The sequence below is a fragment of the Microcoleus sp. PH2017_12_PCY_D_A genome, assembly GCF_020738565.1.
GTDB lineage: Bacteria > Cyanobacteriota > Cyanobacteriia > Cyanobacteriales > Microcoleaceae > Microcoleus.
On the sequence record NZ_JAEQCI010000122.1, the window covers coordinates 1 to 16202 of the forward strand.

Annotated in this window: 13 protein-coding genes; 11 read left to right on the forward strand and 2 right to left on the reverse strand. The window is 45.2% G+C overall.

From position 1 onward, the window contains the following. Nucleotides 1–432 precede the first annotated feature (432 nt). The 10 genes from JGK39_RS27630 to JGK39_RS27675 all read left to right on the forward strand — a co-directional run bounded on the left by JGK39_RS27630 (nucleotide 433) and on the right by JGK39_RS27675 (nucleotide 10446). Nucleotides 433–555: a hypothetical protein gene (locus JGK39_RS27630; RefSeq protein WP_293308884.1), complete on the forward strand. Its 123-nt coding sequence runs from the start codon at nucleotides 433–435 to the stop codon at nucleotides 553–555. 353 nt (nucleotides 556–908) lie between these two features. Then, complete coding sequence (locus JGK39_RS27635; RefSeq protein WP_293298154.1) at nucleotides 909–2150, forward strand: ThiF family adenylyltransferase; 1242 nt, start codon at nucleotides 909–911, stop codon at nucleotides 2148–2150. Between the two features lie 19 nt (nucleotides 2151–2169). Beyond that, nucleotides 2170–2430, forward strand: a complete 261-nt coding sequence (locus tag JGK39_RS27640; protein ID WP_293298157.1) for a hypothetical protein — start codon at nucleotides 2170–2172, stop codon at nucleotides 2428–2430. Between the two features lie 14 nt (nucleotides 2431–2444). After that, entirely contained in the window at nucleotides 2445–2981 is a 537-nt protein-coding gene (locus tag JGK39_RS27645; protein WP_293298160.1) for a ubiquitin-conjugating enzyme E2, read from the forward strand. Nucleotides 2982–3022: 41 nt separating this feature from the next. Further along, the gene (locus JGK39_RS27650) at nucleotides 3023–4312 is read left to right on the forward strand and encodes a Mov34/MPN/PAD-1 family protein (protein ID WP_293298162.1); all 1290 of its coding nucleotides are present in this window, start codon (nucleotides 3023–3025) and stop codon (nucleotides 4310–4312) included. 12 nt (nucleotides 4313–4324) lie between these two features. Then, complete coding sequence (locus JGK39_RS27655; RefSeq protein WP_293298165.1) at nucleotides 4325–5329, forward strand: hypothetical protein; 1005 nt, start codon at nucleotides 4325–4327, stop codon at nucleotides 5327–5329. 245 nt (nucleotides 5330–5574) lie between these two features. Further along, complete coding sequence (locus JGK39_RS27660) at nucleotides 5575–6777, forward strand: SPFH domain-containing protein (protein ID WP_293298168.1); 1203 nt, start codon at nucleotides 5575–5577, stop codon at nucleotides 6775–6777. Between the two features lie 849 nt (nucleotides 6778–7626). Then, nucleotides 7627–7941: a YkvA family protein gene (locus JGK39_RS27665; protein ID WP_293298171.1), complete on the forward strand. Its 315-nt coding sequence runs from the start codon at nucleotides 7627–7629 to the stop codon at nucleotides 7939–7941. 359 nt (nucleotides 7942–8300) lie between these two features. Then, entirely contained in the window at nucleotides 8301–9344 is a 1044-nt protein-coding gene (lpxD, locus tag JGK39_RS27670) for a UDP-3-O-(3-hydroxymyristoyl)glucosamine N-acyltransferase (RefSeq protein WP_293259383.1), read from the forward strand. 238 nt (nucleotides 9345–9582) lie between these two features. After that, complete coding sequence (locus JGK39_RS27675) at nucleotides 9583–10446, forward strand: type II CAAX endopeptidase family protein (protein WP_293259380.1); 864 nt, start codon at nucleotides 9583–9585, stop codon at nucleotides 10444–10446. A 535-nt stretch (nucleotides 10447–10981) separates the two neighbouring features. Here the strand turns inward: JGK39_RS27675 and JGK39_RS27680 are convergent. Next, a complete protein-coding gene (locus tag JGK39_RS27680) occupies nucleotides 10982–12685 on the reverse strand; it encodes a polysaccharide biosynthesis protein (RefSeq protein WP_293259377.1) in 1704 nt (567 codons plus the stop codon). Nucleotides 12686–13298: 613 nt separating this feature from the next. After that, complete coding sequence (locus JGK39_RS27685; RefSeq protein WP_293259374.1) at nucleotides 13299–14618, reverse strand: PilT/PilU family type 4a pilus ATPase; 1320 nt, start codon at nucleotides 14616–14618, stop codon at nucleotides 13299–13301. A gap of 284 nt (nucleotides 14619–14902) precedes the next feature. Between JGK39_RS27685 and JGK39_RS27690 the strand changes: the two genes are divergently transcribed. Next, the gene (locus tag JGK39_RS27690) at nucleotides 14903–16072 is read left to right on the forward strand and encodes a DUF58 domain-containing protein (protein WP_293259371.1); all 1170 of its coding nucleotides are present in this window, start codon (nucleotides 14903–14905) and stop codon (nucleotides 16070–16072) included. Nucleotides 16073–16202: the final 130 nt, after the last annotated feature.

Genomic DNA, 16202 nt, shown 5'->3' on the forward strand with positions numbered 1-16202 from the left:
TCAAGCCTATGGATTTGTTAATTTCGACAATTTTCGAGATCGACTATTAGCTTGCTTTTCTAATTAGCTTTTCTTATCACCGCAAACCCAGAAGACCCGTTATTCGCGGCATCGGCAAAAATATCGTCGCTGGATGTCATCGCAGTCTGTCTCGCTTAGTTGATAGCCAGAGCCTAACCAAAATTTATAGCTATGGCTAGTTGCTGGCTGAGTATGCTTAGTGTATCATTTAAGAAACCGATGCGATTATGGCCTTGTTGTAAAAAGATCGGGCTATGTGTAAAGAGTTTAGGGTGCAGACACAGACGCGGTTAGCAGGCAAGTATAAAGTTTTGTAACAAAACGCCAAATTTTGCATAAAAGTTTGGGTGTGAATCCGAAATATATGTAGGTAGCGATGAGTTGCTTGGTACGAGAGCGAGTTGGTACTGAATGCTACAAGCATTTTGGTCTCTATTTGTGGTGCGTGCGATCGGGCAGTACACGCTTTCCTCGCTTGGGTTTCGTGTTTCGACGGGCGATCGAGCCCGAAGGTGTCGGGAAGTCAATCAATAAGCAATGTAGCTGTGGAGATAGCTTTACATACTCGGATTCAACGAATATATGCTGAATAAATTTCGGATTTTATATGAATGGACGCGACGATTTATAGTAACTACGTTCTCTCAAGAATCTCCTCCGCAATCGCCCAGGAAAAAATTTGAGGTGCTAGGTTCAACACAGCAACCACCTGTGGTACGGCCAACAGTAACTCGTAGAAGTGGCAGGTTTGGGAACACAACTTTAACCCGACCGAAAGTATGTCCGATTTGTCGCACTTCTGATGATTCCCGACCAGGAAATATCACAAAGTTGGATAACGGTTCGTGGAAGTGCAAAACCTGCGATCACACATGGAGAAGTTAGAGATGAGTACCAAATTTTCTATTAGTCAAGTTACTGATATTGAAGAAAATCCTTTTGATCGGCAAGAACGGATTGCAGGATGGGATCAACAAAAACTTAAAGATGCCCATGTATTTGTTGTCGGAGCCGGAGCCATTGGTAATGAAACGCTGAAAAATCTTGCGCTTTTAGGAGTTGGCAATATCTACATTGCTGATTTTGACACAATATCTACCTCGAATTTGAGCAGAACTGTATTGTTTCGGAAAACAGATAAGGGGAAGCTGAAAGCAGAGGTTGCAGCGATGCGAACCAAGGAACTTGCTTTGGAAGAAGATGTAAGCATTCACTATTTTCATGGAGATGTTGTCTGGGAATTGGGAACAGGGATATTTCGCTCCATGAATCTGGTGCTGGGCTGCTTAGACAACGTAGAGACACGATTTGCAGTTAATAAACGTTGCTGGCTGGCTAATACACCGTGGATCGATGCGGGTATCTACGAACTTGGTGGTCATGTGACAGTTTTCGTTCCTCCTGAAGCACCTTGTTACCAATGCGGAGCGACAAAACAGCAGCTAGCAGCAGCACGAATGCGATACTCTTGTGACGATTTCAAACGCACTCGGTTTGAAGAAGGAAAAATGCCGACTGTACAAGTAACATCGTCTATTGTCTCTGCTATTCAAGTGCAGGAAGCTGTAAAGTTTCTGTGCGGTCAAAAGGTTGAAAGCGGCAGAAAAATCTATTTTCAAGGGAAGGTAAATGATTTTGACATCTTGACTTTAAATAAAAATGATAGTTGCTACGGACACGCTACTTATCCCGAAATAATCTCACTCCCATTGACCAATTCCATGTCATTACAAGAATTTCTGGAATTCGTGTCCAAAGACGACTTATCAGGTGCGGGAGCCACTCTCGATTTTCGTTCCGATCGCACATTTGTTCAGTCTGTATCGTGTAAATCATGCGGTATAGAAATTGAATTGAACAAGCCAAGCTTTCGGATTTTTGATACAGAGACTATCTGCAAGAACTGCACAAGTAAAGGAGGTGATGTAAGTGAGGCTAGTCGAAGCGAGCAGGTATCCGCCAAACGTACTATATCTGAGTTCAACCTAACTCAGACAGCCGAAGATTTGTTAAATATGAGCCTTTGGCAGCTAGGTGTACCACACCGCCATGTTGTTGCGGTATACGATCCAGAGCGCAGGTACAAATACTACGAACTATCTCTGGACAATCCATTCACTCAAGTTTGATTTATACAGGAAAGTAAAAATGGCAGACGTTAACGTTAATTTCGTTCATCCTACAGATGGCAGAATGATGACTGTAAATTTAGATGACAGTATTACTGCACAAGAAGCAGTTGCCGAACTAATCACAGCTAGTTTTATAACTCCAGACCGTCAAGGCTATGGATTGGCAATTAAAGGTGGCAACATGATCGAACCCGGTCAAACTTTCCGTAATGCTGGCGTGCAAGAATCAGAAAAAAATACTATTCGTGTTGTCCCTGCTACCGATGCAGGAATTTAAAGGAGAGCAGAGATATGACTACACCTCAAGAAATTCGCTTAATTCGTTTGAAGAACGACCACAGCGAAATGGTTAATATTAGGGGCGATTTGATCCAGTGGAAGGCTGTTAGGGGCGATGCCCCCTATGTTGAAGCATACGAACTAACCGTGAAAGTGCGGACAATTATTAGCTCAACACCCAGCTATCGCAATGAACACGTAATTTCCCTCGAACTATCAGAGGATTACCCGAATCGTCCGCCATTAATTAATATGCAAACCAGTCCGCCTCCTTACCATCCAAACTGGTATAGTAACGGCAACTGGTGCTATGGGACTTGGGACATTTCTGAAGGATTAGGACATCATGTAATTCGCATGATCCGCACTTTGCAGTTCGATCTGGAGATCACAAACCCTCACAGTCCTGCAAATAGTGATGCGCGAGACTGGTTTTTGAGTAAGAATACAAGTGGTTTGTTTCCCTGCGATCGCACAAATCTTCCCGATCCAACCAAGTCGAGATTTACAATCCAGCCTGAGATCAAGAAAAAGTTTCAGATTCAATAGCAACTTCAAATTACTCCTCTCTCAAATTATTGCAGAGAGGGGTGAATCAATACGGTGATAGTAGTTTGGAGAGATATATGGAAAGGAATTCAGAAAAAGAGGCTGCAATACAGCGCTCTATGCCTAATGTTGAAGTCCCCGCTATCAAGTTTATGTCCTATGAGAAAATTCTGTACGTTCAGATGAATATCAAGAGTTTGGTAATGATGCCTACCAATTTACTTCGTCTTTATCAAGGATTTTTATTTGCAGTTGAGCCAAGAGGCATTTCTTGGCAAACTCCTCAAGGAGAAGGGGAAATCTCTTTCAATATTCTTTTTGAACATCCAATAATTGAAAATAACCTACCTCAAATTCGATTGGTAGGTGATTTTCCCATTATTTTTCATCCTCATTTCACGCAGTCTGGAATATTCCGCAGAAGCGGAGAATGGATTGATTACATTGATGGAGATGCGCCAGAAAAAGATATTGGAAGCTATCTCTTGCGAGTAGCTCGTTCTCTTAAATATGAAGAAGGCTATGTAAAGCCAGATGCTAAAAAAATTGCTAATCACGAAGCAGCTAAATGGTACAAACGCGAGCGTAATAATGGGAAATTACCTACTGACAATGTTCAATTGCCCAGTGGCAAGACATTTCAGGTGGTATCGGACAGGAATGTTCAAAGTCAGAACAACCCTAAATTTCAACCAACGCCAAGCAACGAGTCCGCAAACAGGGTTAAGTTTGAGATCAAGGAGTCTCAGCCTCCATACTCTCCTGCTGAAACAAAAAAGACAGATTTGCAAACTGTCCACTATTTTAGCTCAAACTTCAGAAGGGAGCAAGGTTCTTCTCTTGGTTATGAGTTTTACTTAAAAATGGATGCTTTTAATACAATTAAACAGCATATTGCTTGGGGATATACAACACACGAAAATGTTGTCGAGCAAGGAGGCATTCTTTTGGGTCATGCTTTTCGCAATCCAGATACAGATGTTGTCTATGCAATTGCCGAACAAGCAATTCCAGGAAGACTAGCCAGAGGTAGCGCTGGTTATCTGGAAGTTACTCACGAGACATGGAAAGAAATGCTTGACTATGTGGATCGGCTTGGTACGCAGCTACAGGTGATTGGTTGGTATCACACGCATCCAAATAATTTAGATGTTTTCATGTCAGGCACCGATCGCACAACGCAGGAGCGTTTATTTGGAAATGATTGGCAGTTTGCGATTGTATTGAACCCGCACAAGCAGATATGGCGTGCATTCTATGGCGCGGACTCCTGTGAGTGCAGAGGCTATGTGCTGGCGAGTAATGCACTGTCCCCTGCTTCAAATCAATAATAAGTTTGAATTATGAGTGTGCATATCCATGAGGTGAATGAGAACAGACATGAAAAATTTCTCAGTGAAGGACGCAAAGACCCGTTTACCAAGGATAAACTAAAGGCTGGCGATCGCATTGTTTTCTGTGCTGGATGTAAGTCAGCATTCCTACACAGCAGTTGGGAAGCTATGAGAGGTAAGCATTGTAACCAAATTGAAACACTTGCTGACTTTCCTTATACCCCTAGATTGGGGGATGTAACAAAACTACAGCAAACAATCCAAGTTCTTACCAACGAGAGTACAAGCCAACAGGGAAAAATCAAAGTTCTTGCTACTTTATGTTGTTTATTCACAGGACTAATAGCTGTAATAGGATATTTTGTCTACGATCAACACCAACGTATTAATAACCTTCAATCGCTTAATCTGGGCAAGGGAAGTCAAATTTCAAATCTGGAGCAGCAAGGCGAACAGGTCAAACAAAAACTCTCGACATTAAATAACAAGTTAACCTCAGATAACTGTCGCAACGATAGCTCGCAGCCCAAAAATATTGCGGAACAAGTTACTTTTTTTGAGACTAAGCTTGATTGCTTTGTGAGAGAACATCAAGATTTAATAAATGAACGAGATTCTTACAAAAACGAACGTGATTCTTACAAAAATACCCTGAGTGGTTATCCATATTCTCTGCCATTGGGTTCTGAAGTTAACTATCGAGGCGAACTGAGTACGAGTAACCAGGAATCAAATCCCATTTTGTATCGACTTTATGTTCCAGATCAAAGTCGCTTTGATATTTATCTCCAAAACATGGAAGCAGATGGAGATTTTGAAATACTTGATTCAAACGGAAATCGTGTTGAAAATTCAAGAAGTACGAATACAGGCTCGGATGAATTAAGAAACTTTAACTTGTCGTCAGGCACTTATAATATAAAAATTTGGAACCATAGCTCAGATAGATCGACTTACTTTATATTAAGAGTATACAGACAAACACTTTTTCGCGAGATAACGCCTTCGCCCTAAGCAGGTTGCAGAACAGATTTCTGTGCAGTCTGTTTCAAAAGTGATGTTTTTAATTACACTTTAATATAACCTAATTTTCACTTTTTTATTATTAAACTTATTTTACTATTTGGTCGCGATCGCTTTTTATGAAGATTTCATTTGACCGATCGCTTCGTAAAGTAAAGTATAGCAAATAAATTCTAGATGCAAACTAGATCCAGTACGTGCTGAATGGGGACTTGTGGAGGCGTACAGTATAGAAGTTGCCGAACCGGCACACCGATCGCCCGATCGACCGCCAGCAATTTGTTACCCTAAAAGTAGAATCGAACCTCCCTCAACTGCATCCCATGAACAACGCCTCTCCCCTGATTCAAACCGTGACTCCAGAACGCTGGGCCGGGTTTAGCATGGACTTTATCGGGGCGGGTTGCACAGGTTTGTTGGTCAAAAACGGCCGCGCCGTGCGTACCCTGAAATCCGGGCGCCATTTCAGCTTCGCCCTTCCCCTGCTGGAACAGTGTCAAATTGTCCTCGTAGATACCAAACTTCGCAATTTGGACGTGCAGTCCCACGGAGATTTTTTGTCTAAGGATAGATTTTTAATTGATGCGACTTTGACGGTTATTTATCAAGTTATAGATCCGAAACGGGTAGCTTTGGAATTGTCCGATCCCATTGCGGCTTTAGCAAGTGCAGTTAAAGATTGTATGGGATTAGCGATCGGGCAATTTTCCTTACAACAGCTTATCACTCAAGGTCGGCTGTTGCTGCGCCAAAATTTGCTCGATCGCGTCCAAGACTTTTATCCCCTAGGTTTTAACTTAGAAGACGTGCGAATTGGCGATGTCAGCTTCCCGGAAACCAACGGAGTGATTCGCCAAGTTGAGGGAATGAGTGCGCGACAGGAAGCAGAAAATTCGGCCGCCCTGCAAATGAGAATTGCTGAAGCTGGCCGCCCGATCGCGCCTCAAGCTCCCGTCCAGCAGTTAAACTTAATTTCAGGTCATTCTCCGGCGAGTCTTCCGGCTTCTGAAACAGCAGCATCATTCGATCGCGATTTGCAACAACTGACAGAACAACTAGCCCAAAACAGTCTCCCACCTGCGAGAAATTCACCTTCACTTGCACCGACGGTACTCGCCAGCAGCGATCGCAAAAACACCGCATACTTAATCTACAAGTTTTCTGGACAGGCGATCGGTTTAACGGCCAATCCTTTTACAATTGGACGGGAACCGACTAACACTTTAGTATTGCAAGATCCGCAAAGTTCCCGCTACCACGCCCAAATCCGCCGCGCCACTGACGAAGTTGGCAAACAGCGATATCAACTTCTCGATAGCGGCAGTTCCAACGGCACTTTTGTCGGAGGACAGAGGCTGGCTGCTAACGAGCCTTTTTGGTTGGCGAACGGTTGCGAAATTGCGATCGGCGACCAAAAATGGGTGTTTCAAGATGGGTGAAAAGTGCCCTTTTTTCGATCGAACTTAACGCTCTGTCCAAACTCGGAGTACGGGTATTTAATGATACTTTAATTGCTTTATTGTACTTAGATTGACTGTAGGGCGATCGGTGATAATACTGGCTGTGAAAATCGGATGCTGAAACGCATACCGAAATGAGTATCAGGCTGAACTCCCGTGAATACAAGGGTTAGGGAAAATAGGCTACAGAGTGAACGTGTATTTTGACTGAGTTTTCATCATAAAAATGTCAGTAATTTGGGCGATCGACCCCATCGTCGAGTTCAAAAAGATTCGGTGTCAACTTATACCAAAAAACTGTTCCTTAGTGTACCATTTTGTTTGTTCAAATAGGGCTGCCCCTAACCCAAGATATTTTGAGTTTCGATGATAAAAACATCCGCAACTCTCGCTATCCACCCCATCCACAATGTTAAAATAAAGGTGTTATTTTACACTCAAGAATATTCCTTGCAGAATCGTTTGAGAATACCATTGAGTTTAAATTTTGCCAAAAAAAAGGTTTATTTTTTCAACCCGAAGTGCAAGGTGCGTCGCTATGAAATTGTCGATCTTGGTTTAGGGATTCTCGATGGATCCGCACCCTACAACTAAAAATCGACAATGTGACAGCGACGCACGTGGGTTTTTCAAGAACCCATCCAAACAAACCCAACAATTATAGGGGGGGGAAATTGGTAAAAAAGGTATTAAGTCGCCACAAATCGCTGATACCCAATTCCAAATACCTCGGAGTAGAATTCTCTTCCCAACCCTAGGGGGGATATCTCCACAAGCGTTTTGAGCGATAATTTGTCAAGATTGAAAATATAACGAGAGGACAACCCCATGAGCTTTTCTATACAATCTGTTTACAACTGGTACCGCGACACGATCCGCAACCCCAAGTACCGCTGGTGGATTATTCTGGGAACCCTAGCATATCTGGCGAGCCCGATCGACATTGCGCCGGATTTTCTCCCGGTAGTCGGACAAATTGACGATGTGGCGATCGCAGTATTGCTGATTTCCGAAGTGTCCCAAATGGCGATCGACTATTTTAAATCCCGCCAAACAGAGACAGCATCAGCATCCGAACCAACCAGCACCTATTCAGAAGGTACAGCCCGCACCGTAGATGTAGAAGCCTCTTCTGTGCAGTAGTTGCCAAAAATAACTGAATACTTTACAGCTTTTTGAGAGTGAGTGGGAGCAGAAGACATCGGCTCCCTTTTGCATGGGCGCTGCTAAACTCAAAAAGGGCGATCGAACAGGTTCGTAGTGAGAAGGAAGAGTCCTTCCCAGGTTCGTAGTGAGGACTTCAGTCCTTCCCAGGTTCGTAGTGAGGACTTCAGTCCTTCCGAGGTTCGTAGTGAGGACTTCAGTCCTTCCCAGGTTCGTAGTAAGGACTTCAGTCCTCATAATTTTAGGCAATAAAGGAGGACTAAAGTCCTTACTACAAACAATCGAACATGATATGATTTTCACCTTAAGGAATAGGTGTTAACAGCAAATTTTTATTTATGCAGTTTAGCGACATAGTAGAGAAACTTAACTTAGCCAACAACCACAGCCTCAAAGCCTCCTGCGCGGACGATCGAGAAATTACAGGCCCCGCCCCAGTCGATGAAGCCGCATCCGGTACGATCAGCTACATAGAAGGAGCTAAATTTGCCGATCGTGCAGCCACCACAAACGCTTCAGCCTTAATTTTACCCTTAGATGAAGGCCTCCAAGCTCAATGTGCCGATCGCAACATTGCTTGGATTTCCGCAGCCGATCCGCGATTGCTATTTGCTCAAACCATCGGCCTTTTTTACCAACCATTTCGCCCACCATCCGAAATACATCCCTCCGCCACAGTTCACCCCGAAGCTGAAATCGGTGAAAATGTCAGTATCGGCCCCCACACAGTTATTCAAGCAAAAGTCAAAATCGGCAATAACGTTTGCATTCATCCCAATGTCGTAATTTACCCAGATGCGGTAATTGGCGAAAATACAGTTTTACACGCTAACTGCGTCATTCACGAACGTGCTCGCATCGGGGCAAATTGCGTCATTCACAGCGGTGCGGCGATCGGGAGCGAAGGTTTTGGGTTTGTGCCGACAGCCTCCGGATGGGTGAAAATGGAGCAGTCTGGGTGCACGGTATTGGAAGAGGGCGTTGAGGTGGGCTGCAACAGCACGATCGACAGGCCAGCAGTCGGAGAAACCCGCATCGGCCAAAATACAAAAATAGACAATTTAGTACACGTAGGTCACGGCTGTCAAATCGGGAAAAATTGCGCTTTTGCGGCCCACGTCGGCTTAGCAGGCGGCGTACAAATTGGCAACAATGTAATTTTGGCCGGTCAAGTAGGAATAGCCAACCAAGCTAAAATCGGAGATGGTGCGATCGCCACAGCCAAAGCCGGAATTCACAGCGACGTGCCCGCAGGTGCGATCGTGACGGGGGTGCCAGCAATTCCCCACAAACTATTTCTCAAAGCCGCTGCTGTGTACAACCGCTTACCCGAAATGTACCAGTCTCTCAGACAAATTCAGCGCCGGATCGATCGCTTTTGAAGTCATTAGTCCTTAGTCATTAGTCCTTAGTTATTAGTCCTTGGTCATTAGTCATTAGTCCTTAGTTATTAGTCCTTAGTCATCAGTCATTAGATATCTGCAATAATTCTTGTGGAACAGGCAGGATGCCTGTTCAAGACTGGCTTTTAACTCCTATGTCTATTAGACATCAGTCATCAGTCAACAGTCAACAGTCAACAGTTAACAGCTTTCCAGTGTTATGGTTGCAAGCCCTTAAATGTGGAATAATATAAGTTACCTGCGATCGATGTCGCCATCAATACCAGCAATTGTCAAAATAATCTTGTTTTTCTCAACTTGGGTAGTTTTGTGGCTTCCTGCTGCGATCGTGCTGGCGATCGCCCTCAAATGGCATCCACCCCAACCCCTGGGAAACAAAAAACTACCTTTACTCGCTTCCCTGTACCTGATTGTTCCCTTCATTTTATGGGCGACAAGTTCGCTCGAAAATACATCTTTTGCTAACTGGGGTTGGGATTGGCAACCCGCAGTTTTGATGTCATTACTGCGGGGATTGGGATTAGGAATAATCAGCTTAGTAATTTTATTTAGTCTACAATTAACCGCAGGCTGGATCGAGCTACAAAAAAGCGAAATTTCCACCGAAACAGGCGAAACAATCATTAATTTTCCCGCTTCAATCCTGAAGCCTTCAACTCTGGTGACTCTGTTATTAGCAGTGTGGATTAGCGCCACAGAAGAGTTAATCTTTCGCGGCTGTTTGCAAAATCTACTCCAGCAAGATTACTCAATACTAACCGCAGGCGCGATCGCCAGTTTTATTTTTGCGATCGCCCACCTAATTTGGGCTGCCAAAGAAACTATACCGCAACTCCCGGGATTGTGGCTGATGGGCGTGGTTTTAACCTTAGCCCGCACCGCCGACAATGGAAGCTTAGGATTGGCGATCGGACTCCACGCCGGATGGATTTGGGGTATAACTACCGTAGATACAGAACGAGTAATTAATCAAACCAACAAAGTACCGGAATGGATTACAGGAATAGCAGCAAAACCCCTCGCAGGTGCGGCCGGAATCCTGTTATTGCTAGCAACAGCAGCCGTACTTTTGTTAATCTAAATAAAACTTCTTGCTAACGATCAATCAAAGGTTTGTAGTGAGGACTTTAGTCCGCATCCACTACTAGGAATTTCCTTCCGAACGAGGGAACCTATTCGATCGCCGTCCTTCGCTCAAACACGATATCATATCATGTCGATTCTTGCAATCTTAAGTAATACTAAATCCGGGTTAGCTACCCCTTTACGATCTCAGAGACGTAGGGTGCGGATCCACGAATAATTCTCGCCCTCAACCAAGCTGCCAGCGAGCGACGCACCCTACAATTTATAACGGGGATGAATAGCCCGGATTTGGTATATAGCGGTTCTCAAAAAAATGAGGTATGCTCTATGCCCTATGCCCTATGCCCTATGCCCGACTCCGGCCCATGCCGGATAGTACCTCATCTTTCTGAGACTCGGCTATAAATCACTTAATTCAACCTCAAACAGGCCCAGACTTAAGAAACCCGGTATCTCAAAGAAACCGGGTTTGGGATGTTCTATTTTTAATCCACTAAAATCAACAAAGCCATCTCTAAACTATTTTCCAATTACGCTGCATCGCGGACAGGAACCGGTTCAGATTTTTTTTGGGTGAAGTGTGCCGGGAGTACAGATTGTCTGAAACATCTCGATATCGATCGCAAATATCCCACTTCTGCTTGAAGAGAATCCAGCGTAGAAAGACTGTCAACTAATTGCTCAAATTCATCAGCAGTAACTCCCGCACTGTTCAAGACTTCTTCGTTGAGCCGCCCGTACATTCCTTGCAGGAGGAGTTCGATAATTTCCCTGTAGTCAGAAATTTCTGTTCCGTAACCTTGCAATTTCTTGGGATTGACTCCCCACTGCAAAATCTTCAACAACTCTTCCGGGGAACTCCATGCAAAAGAGGAAGCAATCACTTCTTTTTCCGCTGCGACTAGAGCGTGCTTGATTTGCACTTCCGGCAAATCTGGAGTGCTGATTAAGTTTTCCAGGTTCGACACTTGTCGCTCTAACACGCGCAAAGAAAAAGGAGCTAATTCTACAGTTACCATGTCGCCAGCATCATCAATCCTTCTAAAAGGATCTTCCTGAACATTAATTAGCAGATGGATGTCTGTAGGTTTGCTCCAGTCAAACTGTCCGAGGAAAAACGGTTCTTCGTATCCCGGCAAAAGTCCTTGAAAATAAATCGGCAGATTTTTGCCGGATTCAAGAATTTTATAAAGAGCGACTTCCAAGGTTTCTGTCGGCCACCCGAGATTGCTGACGGCGACAATTTTCAGTTTTCCGGGAACTGATACAATCATTGCGTTCAGCAATAAATGTATGGCTTCGACAAGATTTTGAGCGGTGACGTAGCGGTGGGGAGCGTGAACGTTGACAGTTTTACTTTGCTCTACTTTCTTCGACATTTGCTCGCAGAACAAGCTATTTTCCAACATATGAGTAAAGCGAACCATCCCATAAGTGACGTTTCCTGCTTGAGCTGAAGCGGCAAATTGCCATTCGGCTAACTTTTTGGAGGCGGCGTAAACTTCGGTTGTAAAGTATCGAGATGTTTTGCCGGTGGAAGAGAAGACGCAGTTTTCTATACCGTATTCTTCGCACAGTTGGATGACGTGTTTGCATCCTAACAGGCTGGTTGTCACTGTTTCTCGGATTTGGATTTCAGCTAGTCCGGGTTGGCGTTGGGCTGCTAGGTGAAAAACAATGTCTGGTTTTTCTGCCTCAAATATGTGTTTCAGCGCCTCGAAGTTGCGAATGTCGGCGGCATAGAAAGTTACTGCACCTTCTTTGTTAAAGTGCCCGATAGTTTCTTCGGGGTTTTGACATCGAGCTTTGTCTGCGGAAATGATTTTGGTGGCGCCTAGTTCGAGGAGTTTTTCGATTAAGAAAGTGCCGACGCATCCTTCTCCGCCGGTTACGAGAATGGTTTTTCCTTTGATTTTGCTGCTGCAGGCGGATGCGTACAGGTGAATGCTGCGATCGCGCACGTCGGTAAAAGGTTCGCGATCGAGTTGTCCGTCGGCTTGATAGGCTGCGATTAGCTGTGCGGTTAGAGTTTGTAGAGCTGCTAGGATTTCAGGATCTTGCGGTTCGGGGGAACCTGGGGGAACTAGGCGCTGGATGCGATCGATTATTGCGGCTTTGCTGTTACCTTCAAACATTTCTGAGGGGTTAGACGCACTCTTCATTTTCTTGGCTCCTGTAAATTGTAGAAATACGGCTGCTGATTCAGAGTTGTCAAACAGATTTTCGAGGGACAAAATCCTTAAAAGTCTACTTGGTCTGAGGATTTTTCTTCTTACAGAAAGCGACTTAATCGGAAAGACACGCGCTCGGCTATCCTACTAATTACTTGTATTAAGCCTACTTGTTGTAGTTTTATTAAGCGCTTGTTTAACCTGCTGGCTTTGGCGAGCGGCAAAATTAAAACTGGATCTGTCAAAAATTTGTCACTACAACTATAAACTGAAGTTGCAGCCTGTTGGCAATACTAAAAATATACCTTTACTATTTCTTTGCAATTCTCTGCGAATTTTCACGCCATTTTAAAGTTAATGTAAAGCGAGCTTGTTTAATAAAACTTAACAATAGACTTGAGATAATTTTACTATTTAAGCCGAATGTATTTCGGGGTACTAAATACAGTTAAGATTTAAGTAAAGATAGCCACAACAGCGCCAAATATGGCGCTAGAGCCGAAAATATTGCTACCCATATTAGTAGTTAAACAAAAGAATGCAACTGTCGGTTAGCGATTGAAACCCATACACAATAAGTCATTCCCAAGTTTTTAATCTCAAATCTCAAATCAGAAATCTCAAATAGTGTTAATGGGTGGGGTAGCCGTGCTGTGCCTACCCCTGTATGTTGCTACTAGGCGCGAACGCTCCGTTCTTTTTTGCTACCTTCAAAGTCGCGAGCCGACCCAACTTCGTAGCCTCCTGTCCGCAAGCGGCGGTCTAAATCGCTGGCTTCGGGAGAAGTTTTTGCTGCTTCTTCGATGGTGACTCGGCCTTCTAGTACGAGTTTGTAAAGATCCTGGTTAATAATCTGCATTCCTTCGTAGGTGTCATGTTGCATCAACCGGAAAGCTTCATCATCGTCACCTTTCATTAAGTATTCGTGCATGGCTGGCGTGTTCACCAAAATATCGTGAACTGCGACGCGGCGGTTGTCAACTGTTGGTAACAAAAGTTGGGCAATTACTGCTACTAAAGAATCGCAAATTTGAATCCGCATTGCCTGCTGTTCTTCGGGCGGGAAGAGGTTCAACAAGCGGTTAATAGCGTTGATGGCGCTGCGAGTGTGGAGGGTTCCTAATACTAAGTGACCTGTTTGAGCTGCTTGCAAGGCTGTATTGATGGTAACCCGATCGCGCATTTCCCCGATCAGGATGACATCGGGATCTTCCCGCAAAACTGCCCGCAAAGCCTGCTGGAACTCGTGGGTGTGCAAGCCCACTTCCCGCTGGCTGACCAAGCATTTTTTAGAAGGGTGGATAAATTCGATCGGGTCTTCAATTGTAACTACGTGCTTCTGTTCCATCTGGTTGAGGTGGTCGATCATTGCAGCTACTGTTGTCGATTTCCCCGAACCGGTGGGCCCCGTAATCAAAATTAATCCTTGCGATCGCAAAATGACCTTTTTGAGAACTTCCGGCAACCTCAGGGAGTCGATAGTCGGTATTTCTAAACTGATCAACCGCAATACTATGGCGCCGCCGCTGAGGGAATCAAAACAGTTTAGCCGACACCGCACGAAGCCTGGATAAAAAATTGCTGAATCAAATTCCTTGGTAGCTGCAAACTGTTTTCGCTGTTCGGGGCTGAGAATTTCGGCTAAGTAATGTTCAAAAATTTCTGGTGTGACTTTGGGGTGGCTGGTTGCTACTTGCATGACGCCCCGAATCCGAAATCTCGGTACTTGGCCGACTCGAATGTGAATGTCGGAAGCTGAGGCGGTATGGGCATCTCTGACCATTTGTTCGATCGTGCTTACGGGAGTTTCAACAGCCCGCTGTTGCTGCTGATGCTGCTGATGCTGCTGTTGCTGCTGCTGCGCCGGGGCGGGTGCAGCAGGCGCCGGTGGTGGTGGTGGTGGCGCGGGAGTTGCAGCCAAGGGGGGTGGCGGTGGTGGTGTGCGGCGGGCTTGAGCGTCGGGTTTAACGGGTGTAGGATTGTTTAATGGGTTCATTTTTTTGTCTCCAGTCAGTCGATTTTAGATTTTAGATTTTAGATTTTAGATTGACTCGCAGCGCCGTGAATCTGGGAGTTTCAACTACGATCTAAAATTTGGGGATTGACCGCGGGCGATCGAGTGTCGGGATCTTGTATCCGTTGTTGGGCAGGGTCAAGGTGTTAGCGAAAAAATTCCCGATTTCTAATCTAATCGCTCCCTTGCTAATTCGGTGCTAAATGCTGAGAATATTTTACAATTAGGCTTGATGGGCGATCGAGCAATTAACAGTTTTAACTCCTATGAATATCAGTCATAAAATTGCCGACTGGCTCGAAAATCGCGCTGTTACTCCAGCCTACGCGGGTTGGCTGCTCTCGGGGATGACGCTGTTCTTTTTTGGGTCTGCTACTAATACAATGTCTGGGTGGCTGTACGCGCTCAGCGGTGGCAGTTTGGCGCTGCTGGGAGTAGCTGCGGTTTTGCCTGCAAAATCGCTGCGTTCCTTGGAAGTGCGCCGCCACCCGATCGAACCGGTGAGTGCGGGGGATAAAATCACTGTGGAACTAGAAATCGAAAATCGCGCCCGCGAACCTAAAACTTTGTTGCAAGTCCTAGATATCTTGCCGTTTGTACTGGGAAAAGAGCTCGTCCGCCCGATCGAGGTCATAGAGCCTAAAAGTATCTACAGGGATACATATTACTTGGAAGTCCGGCAGCGGGGCGTCTATCGCTGGCAAGAGGTGCACTTGAGAACGGCGGCGCCTTTAGGGTTGTTTTGGTGCCGCCGCAGCCGCCCGGTAAAAGCGGTGGCGGTGGTTTACCCGCAGGTTTTGCCGTTGAGCACTTGCCCTTTGATCGATCGCATCGGTCAAGAAGACAGTCCGCAATTGTACGATCGCAGCCGATCGCAAACCGCTACCGAAGGCCTTACCCGCAACCTGAGACCTTACCGCCACGGAGACCCCACCCGCCTGATTCACTGGCGCACCAGCGCCCGCTACGGAGAACTGCGGGTGAGAGAGTTAGAAGTTGCAGCAGGCGGTCAAGAAATTATTATTGCTCTCGACAGCGCTGCCACGTGGCAAGCAGAGGAATTTGAACGAGCGGTGACAGTAGCAGCGTCTCTTTACTTCTATGCTAGCAAGCGCCTGTTAAACGTCAAACTTTGGACGGCCGGGACTGGACTTGTGTCGGGGAACCGGGTTGTTTTGGAAACTTTAGCGGCGGTTAATGCTGGGGAAGATGCGATCGATAGTCGATCGCAACTATCGATAATTTGGCTGACTCAAAACTCTGCAAGTTTAAACACTCTTACCCAAGGTAGTCGTTGGGTACTCTGGCCGAGCGCGGCTGCGGAAACCGGCGAAAAACTGTTAGTAAAACACGATTTACCGGGCTTGCAAATGCGATCGGATAGACCTTTAGAACTTCAGTTACAAGATGCTTTAGAAAGAGCGATTAGTTATTAAGATTGAGTGGATGAGTTGTTATCTATCCTATTATTGGTTCCTAGTCAGGACTTCAGTCCTTTCTTTGATGCGGACTAAAGTCCTCACTACAAACCTTTTCTTCTCGGTGATTGACTCGATTCAGGTTAGG

Bases quoted from the DNA above. Each gene is read 5' to 3' on its own strand.
- JGK39_RS27635 (WP_293298154.1), top strand. From the start codon at position 909: ATGAGTACCAAATTTTCTATTAGTCAAGTTACTGATATTGAAGAAAAT.
- JGK39_RS27655 (WP_293298165.1), top strand. From the start codon at position 4,325: ATGAGTGTGCATATCCATGAGGTGAATGAGAACAGACATGAAAAATTT.
- JGK39_RS27690 (WP_293259371.1), top strand. From the start codon at position 14,903: ATGAATATCAGTCATAAAATTGCCGACTGGCTCGAAAATCGCGCTGTT.
- JGK39_RS27685 (WP_293259374.1), bottom strand. From the start codon at position 14,618: ATGAACCCATTAAACAATCCTACACCCGTTAAACCCGACGCTCAAGCC.
- lpxD (WP_293259383.1), top strand. From the start codon at position 8,301: ATGCAGTTTAGCGACATAGTAGAGAAACTTAACTTAGCCAACAACCAC.
- JGK39_RS27640 (WP_293298157.1), top strand. From the start codon at position 2,170: ATGGCAGACGTTAACGTTAATTTCGTTCATCCTACAGATGGCAGAATG.
- JGK39_RS27645 (WP_293298160.1), top strand. From the start codon at position 2,445: ATGACTACACCTCAAGAAATTCGCTTAATTCGTTTGAAGAACGACCAC.
- JGK39_RS27630 (WP_293308884.1), top strand. From the start codon at position 433: ATGCTACAAGCATTTTGGTCTCTATTTGTGGTGCGTGCGATCGGGCAG.
- JGK39_RS27675 (WP_293259380.1), top strand. From the start codon at position 9,583: ATGTGGAATAATATAAGTTACCTGCGATCGATGTCGCCATCAATACCA.
- JGK39_RS27665 (WP_293298171.1), top strand. From the start codon at position 7,627: ATGAGCTTTTCTATACAATCTGTTTACAACTGGTACCGCGACACGATC.